Here is a 21,956-nt window from a genome sequence, read left to right on the forward strand (position 1 = left end):
ATATAATCAATGATCATCTTTCGATGGAATTTAGTGTAACATAACACTGTTACGTTGTAAATAAAAAAATAAAAAGCTCCATTTCAGAGCTTTTTCCATGCTGCATCCCCTTGGGCGATACGCCGATTATTATGCCGCCGACCTTTATTCGTGCCCGTAGGTCGCTTCATACTTGGCCGCATCCCACAACCGGTCCAGCTCCGACGAATCGGATATTTCGAGCACAATCATCCATCCGCCGTCATACGGCGACATATTGATCGCCCCCGGGTTATTCTGCAGCGAACGGTTAATATCGATCACCTTTCCCGACAGCGGAGCATACATTTCCGAGACGGTTTTCACCGATTCCATGCTGCCGAACGGCTCTCCCGCCTTCAACTCGTCCCCTACTTCCGGAAGCTCCGCGAAGACGATCATCCCGAGCTCTTCCTGGGCAAAATCGGTCATCCCGACGATTGCCCGGTTTCCCTCCACGCGAACCCATTCGTGATTTTCGCTGTATTTCAAATGCTCCTTTATATCCACTAGCCCTTCCTCCTGCCTCATAAATAAAATCCCTCTAGCTGCAAGTATAGCAGACTAAAGGGAGTTTTAAAAATTCCTGTTCGATAAGAACCCGGTATTATTTCGCAACCAGATGGCTGTCGCCTTTCTTCCAGTTCATCGGGCACAGACCGCCGGATTGCAATGCTTCCAGTACGCGGAACGTTTCTTCTACGCTGCGGCCTACGTCGTTATGATTTACTACTTGATATTTCAATTCGCCTTCCGGATTGATGATGAACAAACCGCGAAGAGCGACGCCTTCTTCTTCGATCAGCACGCCGTAATCGCGCGCTACTTTCTTAGTCAAGTCGGAAGCCAGCGGGAAGCTTAATTTACCCAAGCCGTTATGCTCGATCGGAGTATTGATCCATGCGCGGTGGGAATGAATGCTGTCGGTGGATACGCCGAGCACTTCCGTGTTCAATTTTTTGAAATCTTCATATGCTCCGCTCAAAGCGGTAATTTCCGTCGGGCATACAAAGGTGAAATCAAGCGGATAGAAGAACAATACCAACCATTTGCCTTTATAATCGGACAAGGAAACTTTGCCGAAATCTTGGCCGTTGCCGCTTGCCGTTTCCATTGTAAAATCCGGTGCTTGTTTGCCTACCAAACGTTCTGCCATCTGCTTATATCCTCCCTTAATACTTGTCATTTACATGTAAAATCGTATCATTCGACAAATCGAAAGTCAAGATTATAACAATTCTTATTTTATAATAATTATAATTAACTGAACACAGGCCGCCAATGGAGAAAGACTCTTGACCACCCTCGACGGATGGAAGAGTCTTCTCATGACGGCTGCCAGTCAGCCGATTATTTTCTAATTGCGTTCACAATCAAATCGCCCATAGCCGTTGTGCCGATAGCTTTGCTCTTATCGACGGCAATGTCGCCCGTGCGGTGGCCTGCGTCGAGCACTTCCTTCACCGCGCGCTCGATAGCTTCAGCCGCATCGTGGTAGCCGAACGTGAGGCGGAACATCAAAGCGACGGAAAGAATCGTCGCGATCGGATTCGCTACGCCTTGACCCGCGATGTCCGGAGCGGAACCGTGCACCGGCTCGTACAATCCGAAGGCGCCTTCGCCGAGCGATGCGGACGACAGCATACCGATCGATCCTGTCAGCATAGCCGCTTCGTCGCTCAGAATGTCTCCGAACATGTTCTCGGTTACGATAACGTCGAAGCTGGACGGACGGCGCAGCAATTGCATCGCGCAGTTGTCGACCAGTACATGCTCCAGCTCTACATCCGGATAATCCGGAGCGATGCGGTTCACCGTTTCTCTCCATAAGCGGGAAGTCTCAAGCACGTTGGCTTTATCGACGGAAGCCAGCTTCTTGCGGCGGGTGCGGGCAATTTCAAACGCTTGACGCACGATGCGCTCTACTTCCTGCACGTTGTATACGCAAGTATCGACGGCTTCTTCACCGTGTGCGCCTTCGCGGCGGAGCTTCTCGCCGAAATAGATGCCGCCGGTCAATTCGCGAACAACGATCAGATCCGTGCCTTCCAGCACTTCCGGCTTCAGCGTGGAAGCGTCTTTCAGACAGTCGAAGATAACAGCCGGACGAATGTTCGAGAACAAGCCCAGCGCCTTGCGGATGCCGAGAAGACCGGTTTCCGGACGAAGCTCTTTCGAGTTATTGTCCCATTTCGGTCCGCCTACAGCGCCCAGCAGGACGGCATCCGCTTTTTTACACAGATCCAGCGTTTCCTGCGGAAGCGGCGTTCCTTTCTCGTCGATGGCGATACCGCCGAACAAGCCGTGCTCGGTTTCAAAACCGTATCCGAATACCTCTTCGGTTTTTTTCAATACTTTTTCCGCTTCAGCGATAACCTCGGGTCCGATTCCGTCCCCTGCGATTACGGCGATTTTTTTTACGTCTGCCATTAGGTTCACTCCTACAATTTAGGTATTATATCTTTTGTACCACATTTAACCCTGTATGACAAAGATATAAAAGCTATCATTGTCATAGGGAACGCCTATAACCATACGAAACGTTCGTTCCCGGCCCTTCGAATAGGCTGGACAATGCAAAATAGTCCTCCTTAATAGCCCTCTCCTGGAAGATGAGCTATTAAGAGAACCTATATGCCTGCCTGGTTCCATTCGCGGCTTGCCTGATCTTGTTCCGGCGCCCTTCCGTTTCCTTTACACCACCGTTGCGCTGGAACCGTCCACCACATCCGGGTCAAGTGTGTTCGTGCTGCTTGCTTGGTTATTCGCTACGGCTCCGAAGGCGTCACCCGGCGAAAATGCGGCAGCCCCGCCATAGTTTTTGGAGGAACTGGACAATGCGACAAAGGCGGTATCTCCGATTTGCACATTAGAGCCTTGGCTTACGCTGTTGATTTTCAGATTCCCGACAATTGAAGGCATCGCTGCATACCTCTCCCGTCATAATTTTGCTCCCTAGTACATTGTATGGGGTTTTCGCCCAAACGCTACTGCCGTTCTTCTACCCATGCCTTATATTGTTTTCTAATGAGCAAAGGATTACAATGATTCGTATGTACCCACCCTCTATTCCATTGTGTTTAGTCAAAAGTCAAAAGGAGCCTATGTTATGAACTATCGATTCTCCGATACGATCGAAAGCTTCAAGTCATCCGCCGTTCGTGAAATCTTGAAGCTGACTCAGGGCAAATCCATCATTTCGCTCGCCGGAGGTTTGCCAAACGAGCAATACTTCCCCATCGAGGCGGTAAAAGATGCCTTTGCCCGCGTATTTGACGAAGGCAAGCAGGTACTGCAGTACGGCTTGACCGAGGGCTTTACCCCGCTTCGCGAGGATATCGCCAAACACCTGGAACGCAAAAATATCCGCGTCGGTATCGACGAAATGCTGCTTACAACCGGTTCCCAGCAAGCGATCGATCTGCTCACACGCGTCTATATCGACCCGGGCGACATTATTCTCGTGGAGCGGCCAACCTATCTGGCGGCGATTCAAATTTTCCAATCCCGCAAAGCGAACATCATTTCCGTAGACTGCGATGACGAGGGCATGATTTTATCCGATCTGGAAGCCAAAATCAAGCGGCATAACCCGAAGATGATCTATGTCATTCCGACCTTCTCCAACCCGTCGGGTAAAGTATGGAGCCTGGAGCGGCGCCAAGGGACGCTGGAGCTGTGCAAGCGCAGCAATGTGCTTATCCTCGAGGACGATCCTTACGGCGAGCTGCGTTTCGGCGGAGAAGAAGCGATGCCGTCGCTCTTTTCGCTGGACGAGCATCCGGGCGGCTGCGTCGTCTATACGAGCACCTTCTCCAAAATCGTCGCACCCGCATTGCGCACGGGCTGGATCATCGGAGACCCGCAGCTTATCGTGCATATGACACGCGCCAAGCAAGCGGCCGATCTGCACTCCAGCTCGATGGATCAGCAGGCGCTGCATCAGCTGTTCCTGCATTTCGATCTTTACGGTCATATCGATCTGGTGCGTAGAGAATACGAAGGCCGGATGCGGCAGATGGTCGAGCTGCTGAAGCAGCAGGATTGGCCGGATACCCGCTGGATTGAGCCTAAGGGCGGCATGTTCATCTGGCTGGAGATGCCGGAGCGCATCAATACTGAAGAGCTGCTGAAGCTGGCTGTACAAGAAGGCGTCGCTTTCGTGCCCGGCGTCAGCTTCTTCGCAACAGAGCCGCAGTATAATACGATGCGGCTCAATTTCACTCATACCGACAGCCAACAAATGATTGAGGGCATCGAACGTTTGAATCGGGCTATTCGCAAAGTGCTGTAGCTTTTAGGAGACCGCGTCGTTCACGGAAAGCCCCGAGTATAGGAAAAGAGCAGCCTCCAGACGGAGACTGCTCTTTTTTTTGCTGGTATGGTTACAAGAACGAGATCTCATGGCCGTCGTCTTCGCTCTGTTAGATCCAAGCTCTGGAGACGATTACCAACAAAATGAACAGAACCAGAATAACGCCCGTGCTAGTAAACACGCCGCCACAGCTGCAGCCAACTCCTCCTAATCCGTATCCCATAGATCTCATCCTCCCTTCTTAAAGGATATGATGTATGGTATGTGGTTAGGGATCGTAACGAGTGGGCTCTCCAAGGAATAGGGCGTTTCCCCAGATCTTCCATTAGCCGATACCCTATTGGCCGAACCTCGACAGATGACCCGCCCTAGCCGCCTCGCCTCTCACCCGATGCGCACGAAAAACGCCTCTCCGCCATGCTCGAAGGCATGGTCAGGGAGACGTTCCTCTTGCCGCCGCGGTTAGATCAGCATTACGCTGCCGCGGCAGATTCGCGCGGGGAACCTGCCCATCTGAGGCAGGCGGTTACCGCATCGATATTACTTCTTGATCCAGTGCATCATTTCACGCAGCTGGGAACCTACTTGCTCAAGCGGATGCTCGGATTCCAGACGGCGAGTCGCCGTCAAGAAAGCGCGGCCGGATTGGTTTTCCAAGATAAAGTCGCGAGCGAATTTACCTTGTTGGATATCGGAAAGCACTTCTTTCATCGCTTTCTTCGTTTCTTCCGTAATGATGCGAGGACCTGTTACATAGTCGCCGTATTCAGCCGTGTTGGAGATGGAATGTCTCATCGTAGCCAATCCGCCTTCATACATCAGGTCAACGATCAATTTCAGCTCGTGCAAGCACTCGAAGTAAGCCATTTCCGGAGCGTAGCCGGCTTCAACCAAAGTTTCGAAGCCTGCTTTAACCAATGCGGATGCGCCGCCGCAAAGAACGGCTTGCTCGCCGAACAAGTCGGTTTCGGTTTCTTCGCGGAAGGAAGTTTCGATAACGCCTGCGCGTGTGCAGCCGATCCCTTTAGCATAAGCCAAGCCGATTTCTTGCGCTTTGCCAGTCGCATTTTGGTGAATCGCGATCAGACCAGGCACGCCGAAGCCTTCTACGTATACGCGGCGAACCATGTGGCCCGGGGATTTAGGAGCTACCAGCAAAACGTCTTTGTCTGCGGACGGGTTGATTTGACCGAAATGAACGTTGAAACCGTGGGAGAACATGATCGTTGCGCCTTGTTTCAGGTTCGGTTCGATTTCGTTATGGTATACGCTGGCTTGCGTTTCATCCGGCATAAGGATTTGTACCACATCAGCCAATTTTGTAGCTTCTGCAACGGAGAATACTTCGAAACCGTCGTTTTTCGCTTGCTCAAAGGATTTGCCTTGGCGAAGACCGACGATTACTTTCAGACCGCTGTCACGCAAGTTTTGCGCTTGTGCGTGACCTTGGCTTCCGTAACCGATGATTGCGATTGTTTTGCCTCTTAATACGTTGAGATCAGCATCTTTTTCATAAAAAGTAGTAACTGCCATGGATAATAGCTCCTCCTTTAATTTAAAAACCCTGTGAGTGGGCGATGCAGCGGACGGCCGGGCTGACGCGATATCGGCGAGCTCGGGGGACTGCCGGCAGCTATCTTGCTTAGCGATCCGTTCCATCCCCCACTCACAGAGTAGTTTTAACCGATTAATATTCATTCATGTAAAGCAATAAAGTGCGAAACTATTTCACTGAACCCCGAATCATTGCGGTAACGCCGGTTCTCGACAGCTCGCGGATGCCGTAAGGCTTCAGCAGCTCGACCATCGCATCGATTTTCTCGGAATCGCCGACAACCTGCACGATCAGCGAGGAAGGCCCGATGTCCACGATCGCGGCGCGGAACGTCTCGACAACGCCGAGAATCTCAGGACGCGCGCTTGGCTCGGCGCTCACTTTGATCAGGGCCAGCTCGCGCGCCACCATCGGGTTGGAGCTGAGGTCGACGACCTTAATGACGTCGATCAGCTTGTACAGCTGCTTGGATACTTGCTCCAGCGTTTTCTCGTCGCCCGTCGTGACGATGACCATCCGGGACAAGCCCGATTCCTCGGACTCGCCGACCGTAATGCTCTCGATATTGAAGCCCCTGCGTCCGAACAAGCCGGATACGCGCTGCAGAACGCCGGGCTGATTATTCACTAATACGGAAATGGTATGTTTGTAAGTCATTCCGAATCCCCCATTATCATTTCATCTACCGTCGAGCCTTGTGTAACCATCGGATACACATTCTCTCCTTTGCGAACCACGAATTCGACGAGTACCGGACCTGGGGTGTCCAGCGCTTCCTGCCATGCGCGGCGGGCTTCCTCCTTGTTCGTCGCTCTGAGGCCCTTGACGCCGTAGGCTTCCGCCAATTTCACAAAATCCGGGCTGCCGGCCAGGTCGATATGGCTGTAACGATTGTCATAGATGATTTCCTGCCATTGACGCACCATGCCCAGCACCTGGTTATTGATGACGGCAATTTTTACAGGAATGTTGTTAATGGCGCAGATCGCAAGCTCCTGCGAACACATCTGCATGCCGCCGTCTCCGTTGATCGATACGACCAAGCGGTCCGGATGCGCCACCTGCGCTCCGATCGCGGACGGGAAGCCGAAGCCCATCGTGCCGAGCCCGCCGGAGGTGATAAACGAACGCGGATGGTTGAATTTGTAATACTGCGCCGCCCACATCTGATGCTGGCCTACGTCCGTCGATACGATCGCTTCGCCTTTCGTCGTTTCATGGATCATTTCAATGACGTATTGCGGCTTCAACTCGGTCTCGGAATCTTTATAGCGAAGCGGATGATTCCGCTTGTTCTCTTGAACGAGCTTGATCCATTCTTCGGATTGAGCCGGTTTCGCTTTTTGCAGCGCCTGCTGCAGCACCGCTTTGACATCGCCGACGCAAGGAATCGTCGCTTCGATAATTTTGCCGATTTCGGCCGGATCGACATCGATGTGTACGATCTTCTTCGCTTTCGGCGCGAAGCCGTCGACCTTCATCGTCACCCGATCGTCGAAACGGGCGCCGATGCTGATCAGCAAATCGCAGCTTTGCAGCGCTTTGTTAGCCGTGTAGGCGCCGTGCATCCCCGGCATGCCGATCCACAGTTCATGCGCGCTCGGGAATCCGCCCAGACCGAGAAGCGTCGTCGTAACCGGGATGCGCGTCTTTTCTGCAAAAGCCAGCAGCTCGTCGGCTGCGTTCGAGTATACGACGCCGCCCCCGGCCAGAATGAGCGGGCGCTCCGATTCGGCGATAGCTTCGAGCATCCGGTCCACCTGCAGCTTGTTCGGCTGAACGGTCGGATTGTAGCCGCGAATTTCGACTTTCTCCGGATAGTAATAAGGCGCTTTGTCGTTCGATACGTCCTTCGGAATATCGATCAATACCGGTCCTTTGCGTCCGGTCGAAGCGATATGGAACGCCTCCTTGATGATGCGCGGCAAGTCGTTTACGTCGCGAACCAGATAGCTGTGCTTCGTAATCGGCATCGTAATTCCCGTAATGTCCGCTTCTTGGAACGCATCGGTTCCGATCACCGATGTCGCTACGTTCCCTGTGATGACAACTAGAGGCACCGAGTCCATATAAGCCGTGGCAATACCCGTTACCAAGTTGGTCGCTCCAGGTCCGGAAGTCGCGATACAGACGCCAACCTTCCCTGTGGAACGCGCGTAGCCGTCCGCCGCATGGATAGCTCCTTGCTCGTGACGAGTCAGGAGATGCTTGAAATCCGGATTGCCGTGCATCGCATCGTAAATATATAAAACCGCTCCGCCCGGATAACCGAAGACGCAATCCACATCCTCCAGCAACAAGCTGCGCAGAAGCATTTCCGACCCTGTGATAATATCCGGCTGCAGCAGTTCTTTATGCAATTGTTCTTTTGACTTTTGTGTGGTTTGTACGATCATGATTTGTCCTCCTCTCGAAAAATGGGAACTACGTTAAATAACCAAAAAACCCCTTTCGCCCCAAACGCAACCAAATGCGTCTGAAGGGACGAAAGGGGTCTAATCCTCCGTGGTACCACCCAGAATTTGTCATCTGCCTCACGGCAAATAACCTTAGCAGGTAAGATGCAGCATATGCAAAATTACCTTCAGCACGGTAACGTGTGCTATTCCGATTCCCCCTACTAGCTACATCCGTCATTGCGACGTACTTTTCAGGAAAACAGCTCCGAGGTGAGCTCGTACATAAGGGATTAAGGCATCGGTTGCAGCTTATCCTTTGCTCTCTGAACATAAGAGCCCTTATAACTTCGTCCTCATCATTGCCGTTATCAGCAAGTTGTACTTTTCAATAATTATATGCCGAATTGGGGGAAGAGTCAAGCGTAATTCAATGGGCAATACTGCCACTCATTTCGATTTACTTAATTTTTTTTATCTATGATATAATGTTGCTCGGAGAATCTCCAATGCCTTTCTCCCTCATCTCAACGTAAAGGAAATCACAGTATGAAGGCATTACAAAAAGGCATATCCTGGTTCATGTTTTTTTTAGTTTTCGCGGTAGAATTCGCCCTGGGGTATTATATGGCGATCTGCCTTGGATTCATCCATTCCGATGCGCTGAGCCGGGTAGCTAATGCTTTTTTCGTTCTATACAGCCGTCAGCCGCATCTGGGTGCAATCGGGTTCATCTGGAATCCACTCCCCAGCTTTTTGGAGGTTATCGTACTTACCTTATATCCTATATTCAAAACTCTGGCCACCCATGGCTTGGCGGGTGTTATTGTAAGCAGCTTCTTTGCCGGACTTTCCGCAAAACTGATTTACGATGCTGGCACCCACTTCAAATTATCGACTTTTCTAAAAATTGTCCTTGTTTTGTTATATTGCTTCAATCCTTTTATTTTACTGTTCGGTGCTGATGGTATGAGCGACATTCCGTTCATTTACTTTATCATGTACGCCACCGTACATTTCACGATCTGGCTTCGGGAATACGGCCCTGGGAGCTTGATTAAGTGTGCTTTCGCTCTTGCGCTCGCTTTTTGGGTTCGTTACGAAGCCGCTATGGTGGGAGGGGCTATAGCCGTATGTATCCTGCTGATTATGTGGAACAAACGAAGCAACGATCAGCTCACCTTCAAAGAGCGGTACTTTAAAACCGAGGCCAGCTCCATCATTGCCTTAACCCCCCTTGCCTTTTCGGGAATACTGTGGGTCTTCTTCAATTATATCATCATGGGCAATCCGTTATATTTTTTAAATTCGGAATATTCCAATACCGCTCAGTCTCAAACATTGGCAGAAACCAGTGCCCAAATCCAAAACGTTCGGTCAAGTTTATTTACGATAATGTATTATATCGGCAAAAAAATGGCTTGGTTCTCCGCGCCTTACTTAACGCTGATAATTATTCACCTTATTAACGGGAAGCTGTTTAGTAAAGATACGATTAGAGCGACAGCGTTGTTTCTGTGTATTCCCAGCTTGCAGGTGCTGCTGCTTTTCAAAGGCTCCTCCATGGTGTTCTTCCGATATTTTATGTATATCTTCCCTCTCATGGTGGCCTTGATGCCTTATACTTTATTTAGAGCTGCTTGGAAAAAACTATCCGCCTTGCTCTGTATCGCCAGCTTAATAGTTACTGGAGTCATGCTCAGCTATGCTTTATCCAAACCTAATTTAGCTGGAGATGAGTATAACGTGCTGCTCGGTTTCCAGCGACAAGGTTATTATTATCAAAGACAAGTGGATGACAGAGCTATCTCCGCTTGGATCGACGAGCATCTACCCAATAATTCCATCATTACCGATTCCAGCTCGTCCTATGGCTTTATACTGAGCAGCAGCAATCCGAAAAAATATATAATAAACAGCGACAACGCATTATTCAACGCTTTCCTGGACAATCCGTCGCCGGATACAGCCGAATATGCTCTTGTTCCCAATAATTTGCTGAGCAATAATTTGCCGAGCAAGCTAAACGACAAATACTTCAAGTTGTATAATGAAGGTATGCCTTGGGCAGAGTTGTACCATGATTTTAACAATGAATGGCGCCTCTATAAGATCATAAAGCCTCAAAATGTGGAATCTAGCCAGCAAAAAGATTTTCATGATCAGCAATAATTTTCAATGATAGAAAGGTCGGTTACAGATGAGGGTAGGAATCATCGGTTTTGGAAAAATGGGTATGCTTCATGGCGCCTTGCTGCATTCTATAGAGAACGTCGAGCTAGTCGCGATTACGGATACGTCAAAATTTGTGTTAAACGGTTTTAAATCCTTATTTCCGAATATTCGGGTATTTACTTCTTACGAAAAAATGATCGACTCCTGCGACCTCCATGCCGTCATTATCGCCACGCCTTCGTTTAATCACGTTTCTATTGCCAAGTACGCACTGGAGCGCGGGCTGGATCTCTTTATCGAGAAACCTTTAAGCAATACGCTGAAGGACTGCAAGGAATTGCTTCAATTGGCGCAAAACCGCAATGCCGTTGTAATGATAGGCTTCTGCATGAGATACAACCCGATGTTTGCGAAGGGTAAAGAGATTGTTGACTCCAGAATAGTAGGGGATATCATCAAGGCGGATGCTTATATATATTGTTCTGACGTCCTGTCTCAGCAAAGCGGCTGGAGATTCGATCCCGCAATATCCGGTGGAGGCGTCCTGATTGATTTTGCAGTCCATATGGTTGACCTGCTGTATCATTATTTCGGCAATGCCTCTGCTGTAAGCGGCAATATCTCCAGCGTATACTCTAGACAAGTAGAGGATGAAACTACCGCAGAGCTTTACTTTCAGAGCGGGTTACAAGCGACTTTGCACGCTTCATGGAGCAAGCCCGAATACCGAAAACCGTTTTACAAAATCGAAATTGCTGGATCGTTGGGTTCATTATCGATAACGGATCAGGATATTCAGTTAAACGTTGGCGGAATAGAGAAAACCTATTATCCTGAGCATTACGAAGGATATTATATCGATATAGGCGGCCCCCATTTTTCCAAACAGATGGAGTCGTTCGTCAAGAGCGTTCAAACCAGACAGGAACCTAAAGCTAACTTAACGGCAGGATTGCACACTCAGAATATTATTAATGCGATATATACTTCCGCAGCCACAGGTAAGAGACAAGCTGTAAGCGAGGACGATACACTATGACAATCGACATTGATTCCATTATACTCGGCGATAATCAGTTTTTCGGCGTAAACCATATGTCACATGAACGGGGAAATGTGACTCAAGAGCATTTTAAGAATATTGAGGAAATTAAAAAGGTTCTCTTCTATGCCATCGACAACGGCGTGTCCGGAATCATGTTCTCTACGCACCCCGCTATTTATCAAATTACCGATATGATTCGGGCGGATCACGCTTTACGGGACCACTTCAATATTTATGTCAACGTCCCTTATGTTACAAAATACATCAGCATGATTAATACAATGGGACTCTTCGGCACAATTCAAAAAATGCTTGAAGGTAAATCGTATTTGGATAAAGCCGGTTATGTATTAAAAAGCTTAATGAATGTAGGCACCAAGAATTACTTGCAAATAGCCAACCGGTTAATTGACGTAGAGCTCAACCCGTTCTATGATTTGAAAGTAAAATCGATCTTTCTGCACAACGCGCTGACTGATCTTGCTTTAGGCTATAAAATGGAGAATGTCATTACAAGTTATGACAGTTATATCAAAAAGCAATACGGGGCTATTCCAGCGTACGGTACGTTGAATTACCCCCGTTTCAGTCAATTTCTAAACGATGCAGGCATTTCCCAGTCACTCGTCATGACCGCCGTGAACAAGAAAGGCTTCCTCATGAATCCTGGCCGCGAAGCCGTCGAAGCGGAAATAAAGAAAGGCTCCCACACCGTTCTGGCTATGGCTACGTTGGCCTCCGGAAGCATCTCTCCCGAAGAAGCCTATGATTATGTGTTTTCCTTGGGACACATCAAACATGTCGTCGTAGGGCTCTCTTCCAAACATCATGCCGATGAAACCTTCCGAATTTTGAGAAGATATTTACGATAGAGGAGCGAATTACTTTGTTTCTTAAGATGCTTCTATTAGTGGCAGCTTCATGCTCGCTCAATGCGACTGGCAATACGCTGTGGAAATTGGAATTTGCAAAAAAACCGTTAGACTTATCTTCATTCTCAACCTTATTGAGCACTTTTTGGTCATGGAAGATTCTTCTGGGGATGCTTTCCTATTTCTGCTCCATGCTGTTGTTCTTTTATTTGCTGTCTAAGTTCAAACTGTCCTTAATCATTCCCTTAACTTCATTAACATACATTTTGAACCTAGGGGCAGCTTTCTTCCTATTCAAGGAGAAAATCTCCATGCTGCAATTGCTGGGAACCCTTATTATTATCGCAGGAATTTTGGTGCTCATGCGCGCCAATCCTGTTGAAAGTTAAAAAATGCACCGCTCCATTTGGCAGGGACTCCTCCATCTCCCGTGCCATATGTGACGGTGCATTTTTTCATTATGAAACACTATGCCGATCCATCTGACTTTCAGCTTGGCCGGATGGTATCGTATAACTTGTACGTTCATTAACCAAATAATTGGGACGACGCTTAAGCTCGTTAAAGATTTGAGCCATATAGACTCCTAAGAGTCCTATGCTAAACATCAACACGCTACCTATAAATAACAATAGGATGATTACTGTCGTAAAACCGTCCAGTGCGTCTCCTAAAAGCTTTAATACCAAAGAATAAATCCCAAGCACAACACTGACAATGAAAGTGACGACCCCGAGAACGGTCACTATTTGCAGGGGGGCCGAAGAGAAAGCCGTCAAAGCGGTGACCGATAATCGAAACAATCGAAATACGGACCAACGCGTCCCGCCGCCCTTTCGTTCCGGAACAACAAAAGGAATTTGCGCCGTCGGGTATCCCATCCACTGAATTAAACCTCTAAAGAAACGGTTTTTTTCATTTAAGTTCAGGTAAGCTCGAACCACTTTGGCATCAAGCAATTTGAAATCACAACGGTCCTTCAGATCAATGCCGGACAGTTTGCCGAACAGCTGGTAAAATAAGCTGGCCATCCGTTTATAAGAGCGAGTCTCCACTCCACGATCGATTTTCACAGCCTCCACGACGTCAATCCCGCTCTGCCAAAGTTTGACCATGCTCTCTACCAATTCAGGAGGATGCTGCAGATCGCAATCCATAACAACAATCGCATCGGCAGCGTTTGCTTGGACCAGACCGGCTTCAATAGCCCCTTCCTTGCCAAAGTTCCGCGTAAGGCTTATGAGTTCACACCCGTAGGTATGACGGCAAAAGTCCCGAACAAGACTAGGAGTCAAGTCCCTGGAACCATCGTCCACGCATATAAACGCGAAGGATACCTTCAATGTTTTTTCATAGGAACGCAGCATTTGCGTTATTTGAGTCAGATTCTCTATAATACCGATCTCTTCATTATACATTGGAATGACAACGGCTACCGATTTGAGTTTGGTTAATGGTTTATTATCCATGCAGGCTACCCTCGCTATCAGACGTGAACATCGTTGTTATTAGAAGCTGGAGGCTGTTTAGTAAGACCATGGGTTGTTTTTTCCCAATAAAATGGTTTGGTTATTAATTGCCAGGCTGCCTTCACAGCAGCCAAACTCATGAGAAACCAGTAAACTGGCGTTAGCAATGCAGATCTTACAAGAGAATAGGAAAAGACACGTTGATTCTTATATTCCAGATCCCGGATAATCCAATACATACCTGCCACATTACTGTACACGAACAAAAAGTTGCCTATAAAAAACTCAGCCGCCGCCAAATAATAAATAAATCCCGGGAAAAACTGCGGTATCCAGGCCGCCTTCCAGCCGTACCAAAGCACGATCATAAACCAGAAGACCGGATTTAAAAGCGGCAGCATCGGCGTCGCCAGCACCATCACCTGAAAGCCCATAAACCCTTTAAAGCCCAGCTCCTTATACAATCTGAACGGATTGCGCATATGGACGAGCCAGGTTTGCATATAGCCTTTAATCCAGCGGGAGCGTTGGCGAATCCAGTTCCCGACGCGGCTGTTGGCTTCTTCCCAAGTACGCGAATCGACAATCGCGGTCGAATATCCCGCTTTGTAAAGCCGAATCCCGAGATCGGCGTCCTCGGTCACGTTGTACGGGTCCCAGGCGTTAATTTCCTTGAGCGCCGACATTTTAAAGTGATTGGACGTGCCGCCGAGCGGGATCGGAATATCGAGCTGCATGACGCCCGGCAGCAGCAGTTCGAACCACATGCTGTATTCATGCGTGAACCAGCGCGTCAGCAAATTCTGCTCGCTGTTGAAGTAATTCAGCTTCGCTTGAATGCATACGCAGTGATCCGGACTTCTTAAGAATGCCGCGTGCACCTTCTTGAGCTGGTCCGGGTCCGGACGGTCCTCGGCGTCATAGATGACGACATATTCGCCCCGGGCGCGAATGAGCCCATAGTTACAAGCCTTCGGCTTGGTCTTCGGCAAGCTGTGCGGCACGACGATCGTCGTGTAATACGCCGGCAGATTCATGCTCTGGAGAATTTCCTGAGCTTCGATGTCATCCTGTTCGATCAAGAGCCTCACGTCCAGCTTGGCCTTAGGGTAGTCGATTTGTTCGATATTATCCAGCAAATGCGGAATGACCTGGCTTTCCTTATACATGGGAACCAGAATCGTATAGACCGGCAGCTTCCGCTCGTCGATCGCGTCGATCTCTTCCTTCGTAAACCGGATCTGCGCGAAGTCGCGGGTGCCATACATAACGATCAGAAACTTGAACAATGTCATCAAAAAGTAGAAAAGCTGAACCGCTACGTTAGCTACGATCAGCGTATGAAACCAGTCCAAGCCTAAGCTGACCAGCAGCAGGAAAAGCATAATTCCCACCACGCCGAGCTGAGGCCTTGTGAACGTAATGTGAGCCGAGTTCTGCGGCTGCTCGACCACCAGCTTCTGCGTGCTTTCGTGCAGCAGCTCGGACTGGTAGACTTCCTTCCAGAAAAACTCCATTTCCTCCCGCGTAGCCAGCACCTGTTCGATCGGCAGGCCGAGCAAGCTTTCGATGGAGCGAATGGCTTCCTCTTTCAGCGGGCTGCCGACGGCAACCAAATACCGGTTCAGGTCCCTGTTGATGACAACGGCATCGTACTGCCTTGCCATATACTCCGGAAGCTTGTTTTCTTCTTCGAACGAGTATTCGGAGCCGATGCGTCCCAGATTGTTTTGCGTCGCGATATGGCGGTACAGCTTCTCCGGCTCGATAAACCGCAGCGACATGAGAATATCTCCGAGCAGCCCGCCGCTCTTGTTTTGAAACTCCAGCGCTTTCTGCAGCTGCTCCTGCGAAATCGCACCGGTTTCGACCAGCATTTCGCCAAGGCGGCCCTTCTGCGCTTGACGGTTCATAATGGCCCCGATGCGAGCACGGTCCGTAAACCCCATTTCGGCTATAATATCGCCGAGACGACCGCCGTACTTGCGCTGCCGCTCCATGGCTTCCTGGAGCTGCTCCTCGCTGACGAGCCCTTCGTTCACCAGAAGATCGCCGAGCCGCGGCTGCATTTGGGGCTTCTGCTCCAGCGGCGGATCGTCCAGCATCGGAACGAAGCCGTCGCGGTCCATGATTTCCAGCTTATGCGCAATCAGTTGATCGACAAGCCGGTCTTTATGCTCCAGCTCACGCTTTAACTGTTTTACCGTCTCTGCCAGCTGTTCCAGCTGCTGCTGCTGCTCGCGCTGTTCGCGCTGCACAAATTGCTTGTAATCCCGGCAGCGTTTCTCTAGCGCCTCAATCTCCCGGTCGGTCGACTTTTTGCGGAGCCCGGACCATGAAGTTCCGAACGGTCTCACCGGCTTTCGTTTTGCGTTATCCATCGCTTTAAGCTCGTCTCCAGTTGATCCAGCTCAGCCAAGTTTTTGCGAAGGTCCTCGATTTCACTCAGCAGCTCCGCTTGCGCCAGTTGAAACGATTCCTTCCCTTCCTGCTGCTGTTGATTCAGGAGCAGCATTTCCGTTTCCAGCAAAGAAACATATCGCCGCACTTTTTTGGCATTATAACCAAGCAGCGCTTTTCTCTCTCTCACGGCAGCTCACCCTCTTGTAAGTCATATTTCTGTCATTCTCACGATTTCGATTAGCTCCGCAGGCGCCAGCGCTCTCAAGCGGGCACGATCGCCATGTTCGAGCGTGATCTGCAAGCCGGGCGAAGAAGCAGCTTCTTCGCCGTTGACGGTTAAACCAAGCAAGCCCTGCAGTACGGTCAAGGAGATCGTTTTCCGCCCTTTATCCGCTTCCGCGAGCGCCTCAACCTCCATTTGCTCCCCGGTTTCAAGTCGAAGCTTGCTTGTCGTTACGACACTTCCGTCGGCAAAAGCGGATTGATCCAGCAGCTGCCGCTGCACCCGGACGGATTCGCCCCGTTTAGGCTGCTTCCCCTCCATCATTTGATGCCATGCATGCTTTAACTGCGCGCTCTCTTCTTTATGTGCAACCAGAATTCCTTCGTCGCTCGCGGCCACCACCACATCCGATAACCCGAGGACGAGAATCGGCACCTTCAGTTCATTGACGATATGAACATTGCGGCAGCCGTCCGCAATAAAGCCTTCCCCCGTCACAGGCCCGCTCATCTCTTCGGTCAAAGTAGACCAGGTTCCGAGGTCTTTCCACGGCCCGTCATACATCACTCCGGCCAGGCTTCGTTCCTTCTCCAACACGGCATAATCGAAGCTTCGGCATTCCAGGCCGTCGTATTGAGACAATAGCCGCTCATAAGACGAAGGCAAACCAAGCTCGTTTAATTTATCCAGCAAAAACCCCACACGAAAGCAAAAGACCCCGCAATTCCACAGACCGCCGAGTTCTATGTACCGCGCCGCACGGTCTGCCGAAGGCTTTTCGTAAAATTGCCGCACGGTAAAAACGTCTCCTTCACAGCGGTCAGGGATCAAGTACCCGTATTTCTCCGATGGAAACGCCGGCCGCACTCCCATTAAAGCCACTTGGGCGCCGGTCCGCTCCAACGCAGCCGGCAGCTTGTCCAGAGCATCGTAGAACGAATCCGTCACCTGCCCGTCTACCGGCATTACGGCCACATATTCGTCCCGCGGCACGCCCCGTACAGAGTGCAAGTAACTCACCGACAACGCGATGGCCGGAAACGTGTCCCGCTTGGACGGCTCCAGCACCAGCTCGGCCTCTTCCCCCAACTGCTCTCTCAGCAAATGACACTGACCGGCCGAAGCGGCTATGACAGCCGAGCGGCGCATCCCCCGCCGTTCCAGCTGCTTCCACACCCTTTGCAGCATGGAGACCGGTCTTGCCCGTTCATCTTTAAAAAGGGGCAGAAATTGCTTGGAACGCTGCTCATTGGATAGCGGCCATAACCTTACCCCCGAGCCGCCGGACAATAGTATCATTTTCAATATCCATCACCCTATCCTTAAGCAGAGTACATTAGGTACATAATAGAAAGCATGTAAAACGAGGCATGTGCGGCGAAGGTCCTGTTTGATCTCAATGCGAAAGTAAAAAAATGCGAATTTTGGTAAAAATAAGCACAAAGTCCCATGTGCATTGTGTAATTGTATGATACCATAAAATTTTTGTAAAATAATTAAGAAAATATTAGCTGTTGGTTAAGAAGTCAGAACAAATCCCCCAAAAGCCATCCATGCCGCTACGCGGCACCACAGACAATGGAAATGGGGTACCAAGAGTAATTTCCAGGGTAGTGACGTGATGCTCTGAAGCTTATTCCGTCCGCATCCAGCTTCGGCTGGATCGGCGTCTAACCAATCCGCCGGGATCGTTCTATGGTTAGACATTACTTTCGGGGGAGCCCCCGGATATCCACAGGAAATTGCTGCGCATCATTTCCTAAACAATAAAAAAAGATCACCTACCGCCGAATTCACATTCAGGGTACGTGATCTTTATTGTTTTAGTTACGCATTTACTTTCTGTTTGGCTACTGTAGCCAGGTCGTTGAACGCGTTGATGTCGTTTACGGCCAGATCGGCGAGGATCTTACGGTTTACTTCAATGCCGGACAATTTCAAGCCGTGCATGAATTTGCTGTAGGACAAGCCGTTCATGCGAGCCGCTGCGTTGATACGAGTGATCCACAATTTGCGGAAATCGCGTTTCTTTTGACGGCGGTCACGGTATGCGTACAACAAGGACTTCATCACTTGCGCATTTGCTGTTTTAAATAAACGGTGTTTGGAACCGAAGTAGCCTTTAGCCAATTTCAAAATCTTTTTATGACGACGACGAGTTACGAACCCGCCCTTTACTCTTGCCATGATTCATTACCTCCAAAGTTTAAGTAGAATAATGTGCTTATGAGAATTAACCTTTGATGTTAGCCAGTTGCTGTTTCAAGCGTCTTACGTCGCCCGCAGCCATAACCGGATTCGAAGCCAGCACGCGCTTTTGACGAGCGGATTTGCCGGACAACAAGTGGTTTCTGTAAGCTTTGTATCTTTTCACTTTGCCGGTACCTGTAATCTTGAAACGGCCTTTCAAGCTGCTATGTGTTTTCATTTTTGGCATGACGTGTAGTCCTCCTTATAAATTATGCTTGCTGTTTCGGCGATAAAATCATGATCATGCTGCGGCCTTCCAGCTTCGGTCTGCGCTCAACGATGCACAGCTCCTCCACTTCCGTGGCCATCCGCTCAAGCACCTTTTGTCCGATGCTCGCATGGGCGATCTCACGACCGCGGAAACGCACACTGAGTTTCACCTTGTCGCCGTCATTCAAAAACTTCACGACGTTGCGCTGCTTCGTTTGGAAGTCGTGCTCATCGATCGTGGCGCTCAGGCGAACTTCTTTAATTTCGATGACTTTTTGGTTTTTACGGGCTTCTTTTTCTTTCTTCTGCATTTCATAGCGGTATTTCCCGTAATCCATAATCCGGCACACCGGCGGCTTCGCCGTTGGGGCAACATTGACCAAGTCCAAGCTTGCGTCCGCAGCGATTTGCAGCGCTTCGCGGATCGGCTTAATGCCGAGCTGTTCTCCATCTGCACCGATCAGACGAACTTCCTTCGCCCGAATCTCATCGTTAATTAAATGTTCTGTACTAATAACCTGCCACCTCCAAAATGGATTGTGAGAATGTGTGTGAAACACGTCGGGTACGACGCCTTCCAAGAGCGACCGCTTGGGCGGAAGTTTTATCGCTAATAGGAACCCGGCCGGCCGCGGTTGCAACTCAAGCCGACTTTGAAGCTCCTATGCGCTAAAATAAGAAAGACGCGGGCACAAGCGCCCACGTCCGGTAAAGTTTCAAGTGATTGAATTCCATTCCCTATTCACTCTAGCTTATAACCAGCCAACCCAAGGTCGGTCAGGTGAGAAGCGGACGCTTCTTCTTTTGCACCAAAGTATCATACCATAATGCGAACCGATAAGTCAACTGCCGGCCTATATCGACCGCGAGAATCAGCTAACCTGCTTGCTTTGCACGTCCTCCAGACGAATAACCCGCGTATGCTCAGTGTGGCTCCACTGCTTGTTATTTTGCGTGAAGAACGCATAGACGGTAATCGGCCACCAGGATAGCATGAATACCGGGAAGGTAATCAGGTAAAGCCAAGTTTTCCAAGATGCCTTCTCGATGATGAGCGCCAGCGGAAACTGAATGTAGCTCAAGATCCCGACGACCATGAACAAGTTCGGCGCGTAATCGAACAAAGAGCGCAAGGAATGCATGCCCGGCATCATCATATCGATCCACAAAGCGAGCGTAACGACGGAACCGATCAGCACGACGTACACGTTCAGCGCGTAGACGGCGGTGTCGATCTTCGCCCAGCTTCCTTCCTTCAGCCCTTTCAGAAACAGCGGGAAGAAGTAACGGCGCGCCACGTCGAAATGGCCTTGCATCCATCTCAGACGCTGTCTTGCCGAAGCTTTGAAGGTGAGCGGCTTCTCGTCGTACACCTTGGCATCGTAATTGAACGTAGGATTAATTCCGCGCTGCACGCAGCGCATTGTAAACTCCAAATCCTCGACGAGGCTCGTCGCGCCCCAGCCGATCTCCTTCAGCAGACCGGTTTCAAAGCACATGCCCGTTCCGCCCAGGAAGTTGGCCAAGCCGAGGTTTTCGCGGGGCAGCTGCCACAGACGGTTGCAATACCAATAAGTGACCGCATAAGCCGCGGTAATCCAGGAGTCGTTCGGATTCTTCGTATCCAGATAAGCTTGGATGACCTTGGAGCCGTTGCACAAATCGTTGTTCATATGCTTCAAATAATCCGGGTTGACCAGATTGTCCGCGTCGAACATGACGACCGCATCGTAGCTGCGGGGCATCTTCCAAAGCTCCTTCAGCATCCACTCGATCGCATAACCTTTCCCTCTCAACTTAGGATTGTTGCGCTCGCAGGCGTATACTCCCATGCTGCGGGAAATTTGCGCGGTTTGGTCCGAGCAATTATCGCAAATCACGAAAATATCGTACATTTCTTTCGGATAATCCAGGTTTTTCAAATTGTCGATCAGCGCTCCGACGACTTGCTCTTCGTTATGGGCCGCAACCAGTATGGCAAACGATTTTTGCGGCGCATGCTGCGCTTTGTCCTTGCGGCGGAACCAGCCGAAGCATGTCAAAAACAGCTGATATCCTCCTACGAGGGCCAAGACAATCTGAATCGCCAGTAAAACATTGTCCAGCATCATAAATCCCCCTTTTGTATGTACCCCAAAGTCTTCTATCTCTCTCTACTCTATAGTTATCAACTTCGATGGTCTCTTTTGGATTTGTGTGGGTAGCCGAATATGATTTTCCTCTCTTTACCCCGTTTTGTCAAAAGCTGCTGTAAGCCCCTTTAAGTCAGATCTCTGAAATATACGGTGAAAATCAGGGCAATTGGGGCAAAGCTCTTTGCCAACCAACCGTTTACGACTTATTTTCATCGATTATCAGCGTTTTTATATTTTTCATTGCGTTGTATGGCGAACGCACTCATTCTCTACGACGCGTCCTGATTGCACAGCACCTCCCTACCGTAATGTACGGTCTCTCTAAGAGACGAAATCTCACGACTGCTCCATGCTGTATAACGGCCGTTTACCGGCCGCCGGGAACGGTATCCCCCACTATGATACAACAATTCCACAGTGTGTACAAATTCGGAAGAATCTGCCGATTGCCATGCGAATCCGCTGCTGCCGCAGGACTTTCCCGGTTTCTCGCGTTCCGCCCTCACCGCTCGGGCCCTTAAGAAAGAGCGTTCCCGAAACTCGTCGAATGCGGCGAATACCCGCTCGCGCTGCTGCAATTCCCTGCTAGCCTCCTATACGGCTCCTCCCATGAAAACAGGGCGAAATACCCATCGGGCTTCGCCGCAATTCTTCTTCATTCGGGCCGGGTCGACAGCGGTCTTTCGTTAATGCCTTAAGCCGATCGGCGCAGAGGCCGGGTCAGGGATAGCTGCCGGGGATTCCGGATATAATAAAAGGAAATTATATGAAAAAGCCTCTGTCCGAGCCGATCAAAGATGAGCGAACGCGTCCTGTGGTGCAGCAGATTTAGTATTCATTTGATATTCCATTAACAATTGCGGATTACAATATGTATATGCGTTACAAGG

Annotated in this window: 21 protein-coding genes and 1 other annotated feature; of the genes, 5 read left to right on the forward strand and 16 right to left on the reverse strand. The window is 49.8% G+C overall.

Features of this window, described 5'->3' with window-relative positions; genetic code table 11:
• Positions 1-144: 144 nt before the first annotated feature.
• The 4 genes from gcvH to N0M98_RS22725 form a co-directional block, all read right to left on the reverse strand.
• Complete coding sequence (gcvH, locus tag N0M98_RS22710) at positions 145-528, reverse strand: glycine cleavage system protein GcvH (protein WP_259619263.1); 384 nt, start codon at positions 526-528, stop codon at positions 145-147.
• A 97-nt stretch (positions 529-625) separates the two neighbouring features.
• The gene (locus tag N0M98_RS22715) at positions 626-1,174 is read right to left on the reverse strand and encodes a peroxiredoxin (protein ID WP_249865846.1); all 549 of its coding nucleotides are present in this window, start codon (positions 1,172-1,174) and stop codon (positions 626-628) included.
• Positions 1,175-1,368: 194 nt separating this feature from the next.
• Positions 1,369-2,448, reverse strand: coding sequence for a 3-isopropylmalate dehydrogenase (gene leuB, locus N0M98_RS22720; protein ID WP_249865847.1), 1,080 nt, complete (start codon positions 2,446-2,448; stop codon positions 1,369-1,371).
• A gap of 264 nt (positions 2,449-2,712) precedes the next feature.
• Positions 2,713-2,940 (reverse strand): spore germination protein, encoded by a 228-nt coding sequence (locus tag N0M98_RS22725; protein WP_259619264.1) that lies wholly within the window; start codon positions 2,938-2,940, stop codon positions 2,713-2,715.
• A gap of 187 nt (positions 2,941-3,127) precedes the next feature.
• Here N0M98_RS22725 and N0M98_RS22730 point away from each other — a divergent pair, with 187 nt between their 5' ends.
• Positions 3,128-4,312, forward strand: coding sequence for an aminotransferase-like domain-containing protein (locus tag N0M98_RS22730; protein ID WP_259619265.1), 1,185 nt, complete (start codon positions 3,128-3,130; stop codon positions 4,310-4,312).
• A gap of 130 nt (positions 4,313-4,442) precedes the next feature.
• On the opposite strand, the gene N0M98_RS22735 is transcribed toward N0M98_RS22730, so the two are convergent.
• The 4 genes from N0M98_RS22735 to ilvB all read right to left on the reverse strand — a co-directional run bounded on the left by N0M98_RS22735 (position 4,443) and on the right by ilvB (position 8,284).
• Positions 4,443-4,556: a YjcZ family sporulation protein gene (locus N0M98_RS22735; protein WP_249865850.1), complete on the reverse strand. Its 114-nt coding sequence runs from the start codon at positions 4,554-4,556 to the stop codon at positions 4,443-4,445.
• Positions 4,557-4,873: 317 nt separating this feature from the next.
• Entirely contained in the window at positions 4,874-5,866 is a 993-nt protein-coding gene (ilvC, locus tag N0M98_RS22740) for a ketol-acid reductoisomerase (protein ID WP_249866312.1), read from the reverse strand.
• Between the two features lie 190 nt (positions 5,867-6,056).
• Positions 6,057-6,545, reverse strand: coding sequence for an acetolactate synthase small subunit (ilvN, locus tag N0M98_RS22745; protein ID WP_249865851.1), 489 nt, complete (start codon positions 6,543-6,545; stop codon positions 6,057-6,059).
• Positions 6,542-8,284, reverse strand: a complete 1,743-nt coding sequence (gene ilvB, locus N0M98_RS22750; RefSeq protein WP_259619266.1) for a biosynthetic-type acetolactate synthase large subunit — start codon at positions 8,282-8,284, stop codon at positions 6,542-6,544. Before ilvB ends, ilvN begins: the two co-directional genes overlap by 4 nt.
• Before the next feature lie 549 nt (positions 8,285-8,833).
• On the opposite strand from ilvB, the gene N0M98_RS22755 reads away from it, so the two are divergent.
• The 4 genes from N0M98_RS22755 to N0M98_RS22770 are packed head-to-tail and all read left to right on the forward strand — an operon-like array spanning position 8,834 to position 12,765.
• Positions 8,834-10,456, forward strand: coding sequence for a glycosyltransferase family protein (locus tag N0M98_RS22755; RefSeq protein WP_259619267.1), 1,623 nt, complete (start codon positions 8,834-8,836; stop codon positions 10,454-10,456).
• A 28-nt stretch (positions 10,457-10,484) separates the two neighbouring features.
• Positions 10,485-11,498 carry a Gfo/Idh/MocA family protein gene (locus N0M98_RS22760; RefSeq protein WP_259619268.1) on the forward strand — a complete coding sequence of 338 codons (1,014 nt, stop codon included), beginning with the start codon at positions 10,485-10,487 and terminating at the stop codon, positions 11,496-11,498.
• The gene (locus tag N0M98_RS22765) at positions 11,495-12,376 is read left to right on the forward strand and encodes an aldo-keto reductase family protein (RefSeq protein WP_259619269.1); all 882 of its coding nucleotides are present in this window, start codon (positions 11,495-11,497) and stop codon (positions 12,374-12,376) included. The genes N0M98_RS22760 and N0M98_RS22765 overlap by 4 nt, the downstream gene beginning before the upstream one ends.
• A gap of 14 nt (positions 12,377-12,390) precedes the next feature.
• The gene (locus N0M98_RS22770; protein WP_259619270.1) at positions 12,391-12,765 is read left to right on the forward strand and encodes an EamA family transporter; all 375 of its coding nucleotides are present in this window, start codon (positions 12,391-12,393) and stop codon (positions 12,763-12,765) included.
• Between the two features lie 69 nt (positions 12,766-12,834).
• On the opposite strand, the gene N0M98_RS22775 is transcribed toward N0M98_RS22770, so the two are convergent.
• From N0M98_RS22775 to N0M98_RS22810, 8 genes are all read right to left on the reverse strand, one after another.
• Entirely contained in the window at positions 12,835-13,845 is a 1,011-nt protein-coding gene (locus N0M98_RS22775) for a glycosyltransferase family 2 protein (RefSeq protein ID WP_259619271.1), read from the reverse strand.
• Between the two features lie 17 nt (positions 13,846-13,862).
• The gene (locus tag N0M98_RS22780; RefSeq protein WP_375295545.1) at positions 13,863-15,950 is read right to left on the reverse strand and encodes a cyclic di-GMP-binding domain-containing protein, MshE-related; all 2,088 of its coding nucleotides are present in this window, start codon (positions 15,948-15,950) and stop codon (positions 13,863-13,865) included.
• A 248-nt stretch (positions 15,951-16,198) separates the two neighbouring features.
• Positions 16,199-16,435 (reverse strand): hypothetical protein, encoded by a 237-nt coding sequence (locus tag N0M98_RS22785; RefSeq protein WP_249865859.1) that lies wholly within the window; start codon positions 16,433-16,435, stop codon positions 16,199-16,201.
• 21 nt (positions 16,436-16,456) lie between these two features.
• Positions 16,457-17,770 carry a sugar phosphate nucleotidyltransferase gene (locus N0M98_RS22790; RefSeq protein ID WP_259619283.1) on the reverse strand — a complete coding sequence of 438 codons (1,314 nt, stop codon included), beginning with the start codon at positions 17,768-17,770 and terminating at the stop codon, positions 16,457-16,459.
• A gap of 528 nt (positions 17,771-18,298) precedes the next feature.
• Positions 18,299-18,658 (reverse strand): 50S ribosomal protein L20, encoded by a 360-nt coding sequence (gene rplT / locus N0M98_RS22795; protein ID WP_259619272.1) that lies wholly within the window; start codon positions 18,656-18,658, stop codon positions 18,299-18,301.
• 46 nt (positions 18,659-18,704) lie between these two features.
• Positions 18,705-18,908: a 50S ribosomal protein L35 gene (gene rpmI / locus N0M98_RS22800; RefSeq protein WP_249865860.1), complete on the reverse strand. Its 204-nt coding sequence runs from the start codon at positions 18,906-18,908 to the stop codon at positions 18,705-18,707.
• A 22-nt stretch (positions 18,909-18,930) separates the two neighbouring features.
• Positions 18,931-19,491, reverse strand: a complete 561-nt coding sequence (gene infC / locus N0M98_RS22805) for a translation initiation factor IF-3 (RefSeq protein WP_249865861.1) — start codon at positions 19,489-19,491, stop codon at positions 18,931-18,933.
• Between the two features lie 109 nt (positions 19,492-19,600).
• Positions 19,601-19,741: a sequence feature (ribosomal protein L20 leader region), on the reverse strand.
• A gap of 62 nt (positions 19,742-19,803) precedes the next feature.
• Positions 19,804-21,039, reverse strand: a complete 1,236-nt coding sequence (locus N0M98_RS22810; RefSeq protein ID WP_249866314.1) for a glycosyltransferase family 2 protein — start codon at positions 21,037-21,039, stop codon at positions 19,804-19,806.
• Positions 21,040-21,956 lie beyond the last annotated feature (917 nt).

It is taken from the genome of Paenibacillus doosanensis (genome assembly GCF_025060755.1).
GTDB classification, from domain to species: domain Bacteria; phylum Bacillota; class Bacilli; order Paenibacillales; family NBRC-103111; genus Paenibacillus_S; species Paenibacillus_S doosanensis.